Source organism: Pirellulales bacterium (assembly GCA_035499655.1).
Classification (GTDB): domain Bacteria; phylum Planctomycetota; class Planctomycetia; order Pirellulales; family JADZDJ01; genus DATJYL01.
The window spans coordinates 1-5945 of sequence record DATJYL010000239.1 but is presented as its reverse complement, the minus strand read 5'-3'; the positions used below and the strand labels follow the sequence as shown (position 1 = coordinate 5945).

The window sequence follows — 5945 nt, the reverse complement described above, 5'->3', positions numbered from 1 at the left end:
TGGTGGTGGCAAAGCTGGAGTTGGGCGCCAAAACCAATTTTCCGGAATTCGACAAGGTAATAATCGGGGAGTTGGCGCCACCGGTGGCTTGAGCAGTGCCGCCCGTTAGCGTCAGCGTTTCGATAGAAGGAATGCTAATTGTACCGTTGCTGCCGGTAACGCTGCCGGTGATCGATTCGGAGGCGGCGCCGGTCGAAATGCTAAGTGTACCGCCGTTCAACGCGAAGTTCGTGATCCCGGTACCTAATGCCCCCACAGTAGGTACCGAAAGAGTGCCGCTGTTCAGGGTTAAAATGCCGGCAATAGCCTCCGCGGTGTGGCTCGTGCCGCCATATGTGGAATTCTGAGTGGGATCGAGCACCAAGGTGCCTTGGCCATTGACGGCAAAGCCCGTACCTCCCACCTGCGCGGTGACCGTCGCGGTGTCGGTTGAGCTTAACACCTCGACGCCGCTCCCATTAAGCGTCAAAAGCCCGGTGCCCGAGGTGACCCCACCGCCGGCAATCACGTAACCATTTGTTCCAAAGATCATACCGGCATTCGTGCTGACGCCGGTGCTGACGACCGAGACTGTGCCATGCGTCCCACTAAAATACGCAGGTTTTGTTGGATCGAAAACAACGGACGGATTAGTACTGCCATCGCTGGCGGAATTCCAATTTGCGTCCGTAGTGCTCCAAGTTGTATTCGGCCCGTGATTGGAGCCGCCTGTGCCCGATCCACTGCCATCCCAGTATTGGGGATTCGTAACGCCACTGATAATAAAATTATCGACCCGGTCTGTACCCCCTGTAGCCACCACGCCGCCGTTGCCGCCTACGCTGGTAGTATCCGCATCGACCAATCGAAAATAGACGGTCCCTTGATTTGCCAAGCTGGAGAGCGTGCTGATATTCGGGCTGTAGGTGTAAATGGGACTGGAAGTTGTTCCATTCCACACCGGATTGAAATATGGAGACGCGCTGCTATTGGACAAAACTTTGTAATTGGAAAACGGCGTATATGTCACGTTATCGGTGCTATACTCAAAGGTAAAATCCTGGGGGCCCGTGGTGCTGCTGACTTGATCCCATTGAACTGTGATACTGGAAAAGCTGGTGGTCGAGGTCGAGAATTGATAGTAAGAGGTATTCGGGGTGAACTGATTTCCGCTGTAGGAATGGCTCGAGCCGTTGCCGGCCGGAGAATTCAATCCTGAGATGCCTGACGCGCTGGCTGAGCCAGTACCGACCTCAGGCGAGACTGGACCAGCCGTGGTGGGATGAGAGGTTTCGAACGTCCAATCGGCAATGGTCGTCGACTGGGCTTGCGCATGTTCCGCCGAAAGCACCAGGAAGGCAAACAGGCACGCCGCGCCGCAAAAACCGAGAAGGGTTAGTTTTTTCATCATTCGTTTTTTCATCATAGTTCTCCACTGCTTTGTTAAAGCACCGTATTAAATTCGTTTAAATCGTTGAAATGGTTTGATTTGTTGAAGTGGTTCCGCGCAGGACGCCCCTGAAAAACACATCTGCCTACTATCTAACAAAACGCAATTCTGGTAGCAGACGGTTTCTTTCAACGGAGCGCGGACACAAATCACCTTCCAACCCGGGGGATTGTACGCAGGCTGTAAAAAACCGACACTACACCTGTTCACCTCTGTTCCGCTGGCGGCCAAATGACTTAGAATGGTCTGATTGTTCTGTGGGTGATCTCCGGTTCAGAACGCAATCCCTCTCCCCGGGATACAATGCTTATACAGGCAGATTATTGCCACAGAATGCGGAGACAGCAAGTACTTTGTTAGGATTTTGCTGGATTTGAGCGGCTGCCTCGTTTCGACTCACCCAAATAGGGAAGATCGCACAAAACACCTCCCCACCAATGAATTAGACCGGCGTCCTTCACGGCCCGCGTTCTGGAATCCACTTCTTTAGCGCGCAACTTTTCAAAAGCAGGCCATTGCCGCCGAAGCTGCTTGTCGCAATTGAATCTTTTTTGGACGCCGCCAATTTCATGTTTGCCAAAGCGCCTCATCGCCGGTCGCACAACAGAGGAAAGCGCTCATCCATCGCAGTGGCAAAACCGCGCCGGCGGCGCCTGCCGGCGGACAACGCGCGCACCGCCAACGGCCTGTCGCACGTGCGCTTGCAAAAAGTTTTGGCCGCGGCGGGCATCGGCAGCCGGCGACAATGCGAAGAGTTGATCCGCCAAGGACGCGTCGACGTCGATGGGCAACCCGTCGCCGAATTGGGAACGCGAGTCGACCCGGCGCGCCAAAAAATTAGCGTCGATGGTGAAATGCTCCGCCGCCCTAAACGCAAACTTTATTTTCTGGTCAACAAACCCGCCGGGGTGCTTTCGACCAGCCACGATCCGGCGGGACGGCCCAGGGTCATCGACCTGGCGCCCAGCCAGGAGCGGTTGTTCACGGTCGGGCGACTGGATAAATCGAGCGGCGGTTTAATTCTGGTGACCAACGACGGCACGCTGACCGATTTGCTCACCCATCCGCGGTACGGGGTCGAAAAGACGTATGCGGCTTTGGTCGCCGGCATTCCCACTCCGGAAGCGCTGGCCAAATTGCAGCGCGGCGTGCATTTGGCCGAAGGTTTTGCACATGCCAAGCGGGTGCAGGTGCGGCGCGCGCACCGTCACAGCACGCTGTTGGAAATTGTGCTGGACGAAGGCCGGAACCGCGAAGTCCGCCGGCTCCTGGCACGCATCGGCCACAAGGTGCTGTCGCTGAAGCGCATTGCCATGGGGCCCTTGCGGTTAGGAAATTTACAACCGGGGGAAAGCAGGCCGCTGCGGAGTGAGGAAATTGAGGAGTTGTACCAGGCGGCCCAACAGAGCGGGCGAAAGATGGACAACAGTGCGCAGCGGCGGCGGACGGCGGGCGTGCCGTCATCCACGGCGGCCGGCCATGCATCGCCGGCAAAAGCTCACCGGGGACAAGTGGGCGGGGTGCAACCCATCATTGATCGATCGCTGCCGCCTGACACCGAGATCGAAGAACTGGATCTTCTGTCTGCCGACATCCATGAAAATGCCGGCGGCGTTAGCCATGCACAGACGAGCAGTGACTGGAAAGATAGCGAGGCTGCCGACGAAGACTCGCTGGCTGATGGCACTGACATATCGCTGGCGGAAATGGAAACCACGCCCATCGACCTTAGTCCGCTGGGCGCCAAGCGCAGCCGTAAGCAAAAGCGGCGCACGGTGATTGGGGGTGATCCAACAGGCTCGGCTGGCCGGCGCCGTCGCTTCCGCCGGCAACGGGATCGACATTCATCGCCTCAGCAATCGAAGCGCCGATGAGCAATCGCTTGCACGCTCCGTTTTACGCCGATGCCGGCTGCCAGGCCTGCGCCACGGTGCTGGAAAACGTGCAATTGGCCCGCGACACGTTTCGAGTGCGACTGGCTTGCCCGGCCATCGCGCGCCAGATTACGCCGGGGCAATTTATCATGCTACGATTGGCCGGCTGCGACGATCCCCTTTTGGGTCGGCCCTTGGCGCTGTACGACACCGTGCTTTCCGATGCCGGCGAGCCGACGTGGTTGGACGTGGTCTATCTCGTGGCCGGAAAATTCACGCGCCGGTTGGCAAGCTGTGTGGCCGGGCAACCGATGGATGTCTGGGGTCCGCTGGGCAACGGCTTTCCGCCGCAAACGGCCGAACATTTGATTATGGTGGCCGGCGGCATCGGCGTCACGCCGTTTTTAGCGCTGGCTGCGGAACACGTTGGATTCAAACGCTACGGTCAACCACCCCGGACTGTGCCGCGACCGAAGCAAATTACGTTTTGTTATGGCGCGCGCAGCGCCGCTTATTTTGCAGGGGCCGACGATTTTCGGCGTCTGGGCCTCGATGTTCGCCTTAGCACCGATGACGGCACGGCCGGTCATCATGGACTCGTCACCGACGTGTTGCGGCAGGTGTTGGAGCAATCGACCATTGACCACGGCCCGACTGAGATCGCCGAAGTCCGGCCACTGACCGCAATCTGTTGTTGCGGTCCGGAGCCGATGATGGCCGGCGTGGCGAAAATCGCCCACGATTACAATGTGCCCTGTCAGGTTTCGCTGGAAACGCCCATGGCCTGCGGCATTGGCATCTGCTTTACCTGCGTGGCCAAAGTCCGCCAGAGCGACGGCGGTTGGGATTACCGCCGCACCTGCGTGGAAGGCCCGGTGTTCGCGGCCGAGCAAATAGAGTGGTAAGAGATCGGGCGTGGCCTGGCAGAATTAGCCCCCGGTTATTGACCGGGGGCTAAATACCAAGAAGCAACTATTTCTTCTTCATCGACTTCAAATGTGCCGAGAGGCGCGATTTCAACCGGGCCGCCCGGTTGGGATGAATAATTCGCTTGGCGGCCGCGCGATCGAGCTTGGCCACGGCGACGCGGAATTCCAATTCCGCATCGGCCATTTTTCCGGCTGCCGCCGTTTCGTTGACTTTGCGGATTTCGGTCTTCAACTCGCTTTTGACGGCGCGGTTGCGGGCCCGGGCTTTGAGGTTTTGTCGATGACGCTTTCGCGCACTAGCAATGTTGGGCATGAGGTTCGGGGTATTTGGTGTCTAAGTGTCTGACACATCGATGAATTTTCGACACTGCTTCGCACCGTACCCAGGCCACCAGACACATAGACACCCGGACACTCGCGAAGCGGACCCTTATTTATTGCGTAGTTTGGCGATTTTGTCCAGACGTTTCGAGATGTCGAGATAATTAAAATCCAAAGCGGCCAGTTGGGTGAAATACTTTTCCGCCTCGTCCAATTCCTCTTCGTTCAAGCCGGTCTTATCCATTCCGGCCAAGCCCATCGCCAACACTCCGGCAAAATACAAGGCTCTTTTGCGGTGTTCAATCTCTTTTTCCGGGATGGCTTCGACCGCTTGCACATAATGCTGCTTGGCCAGCTTAAATTGTTTGATTTGGTGAAAGCAAATGCCTAATTCCAATAACACCATGCCGCGGTGTTTGGGATCGTTGCGGGCATCCTGTAGCATTTTGATGGCTTCGGCGTAATTGCCGGATTTTTTCAACCGCTCCCCCGCCAAAAATTTCCAATGCGTGTTCGTGGGATAGCGATCGACGCGTTTGCGATACACTTCCAACTCTTGATTGTTCAACTCGACGTTGATTTGCCGCACCTGTTGTTGGGCTTCGTCGGTTTTCAGCTCGGCTGCGCGCCGCTGGGCAATCAGCAGTTGATTTTGCATGCGGCGGATTTGCACGTCTTCCAGTTGTTCACGAATGCGCAAATCGCCGGTGGCATCCAAACCGCGGTTGAGCACGCTTTCGGCCTCACTGAAATTGCCGGCCCGTTCGTGGTTGTCGGCCAGCTCGGTGTAGAGCATGTATTCGCCGGGTTCAGCGGCGATTTTGTCCAGCAGTTCTTCGGCGCGGGTGCGCTTGTTGGGTTTTAGTCCGGCGGAAGCGGCCAAATAGGTCCGGTAAATCCGGTCGGCTTCAGTTTCTGGTTTGGCGCTCTCGTGCTTCGCTTCGTCTTGCTGGACGTTGGATTTCATTGTCAAATCGACTTGCAACCGCGAGACGGCCCGATGCGCCCGATCGGCTTCCTCGCTGGCGACCTTGGCCACGGACTCGGCTTTGAGCCAGGATTTTACGGCCTCGTCAAACTGCGCATCTTTTTCCAAAGCCAGGCCGCGTTCCCACCAGACGTCGTAGTTTTTGGGATCTACGTCTTTGGCCTTCTCCAAATACATCAGCTGGCTTTTCACGAAGCCGCGCTCGCCGCAGGCCCGGGCCATGAGCATCAGCGCGGAACTGTCCCAGGGATTGATCTTGAGAACTTCCAGGCCGGTCTTGATGAGGCCTGACCAGTCTTTTTTGCGGCTGGAGTTCAGCATGCTGGTTTTGGAAGTTGCCGTGCGAAGGCCGGAGGTTAGGCCGGCACTTTTCGCAGTGGTATACTTGCAAAACAGATTGTGCA

At 57.0% G+C, this 5945-nt stretch carries 5 protein-coding genes; 2 read left to right on the top strand and 3 right to left on the bottom strand.

The window, feature by feature from the left end:
- On the bottom strand, positions 1-1402 hold a 1402-nt coding region (locus VMJ32_18740; GenBank protein HTQ41059.1), incomplete at its 3' end, for a hypothetical protein.
- Between the two features lie 656 nt (positions 1403-2058).
- Here VMJ32_18740 and VMJ32_18735 point away from each other — a divergent pair.
- Entirely contained in the window at positions 2059-3303 is a 1245-nt protein-coding gene (locus tag VMJ32_18735; GenBank protein HTQ41058.1) for a pseudouridine synthase, read from the top strand.
- On the top strand, positions 3300-4208 hold the full coding sequence (locus VMJ32_18730; GenBank protein HTQ41057.1) for a dihydroorotate dehydrogenase electron transfer subunit: 909 nt from the start codon (positions 3300-3302) through the stop codon (positions 4206-4208). Before VMJ32_18735 ends, VMJ32_18730 begins: the two co-directional genes overlap by 4 nt.
- A gap of 67 nt (positions 4209-4275) precedes the next feature.
- Here the strand turns inward: VMJ32_18730 and rpsT are convergent, their stop codons facing one another.
- Both rpsT and VMJ32_18720 read right to left on the bottom strand, forming a co-directional pair.
- Positions 4276-4545 (bottom strand): 30S ribosomal protein S20, encoded by a 270-nt coding sequence (gene rpsT, locus VMJ32_18725; GenBank protein ID HTQ41056.1) that lies wholly within the window; start codon positions 4543-4545, stop codon positions 4276-4278.
- A gap of 117 nt (positions 4546-4662) precedes the next feature.
- On the bottom strand, positions 4663-5945 hold a 1283-nt coding region (locus VMJ32_18720; protein HTQ41055.1), incomplete at its 5' end, for a hypothetical protein.

Coding starts and splice junctions, on each gene's coding strand:
- VMJ32_18730 (HTQ41057.1), top strand. CDS start 3,300: ATGAGCAATCGCTTGCACGCTCCGTTTTACGCCGATGCCGGCTGCCAG.
- rpsT (HTQ41056.1), bottom strand. CDS start 4,545: ATGCCCAACATTGCTAGTGCGCGAAAGCGTCATCGACAAAACCTCAAA.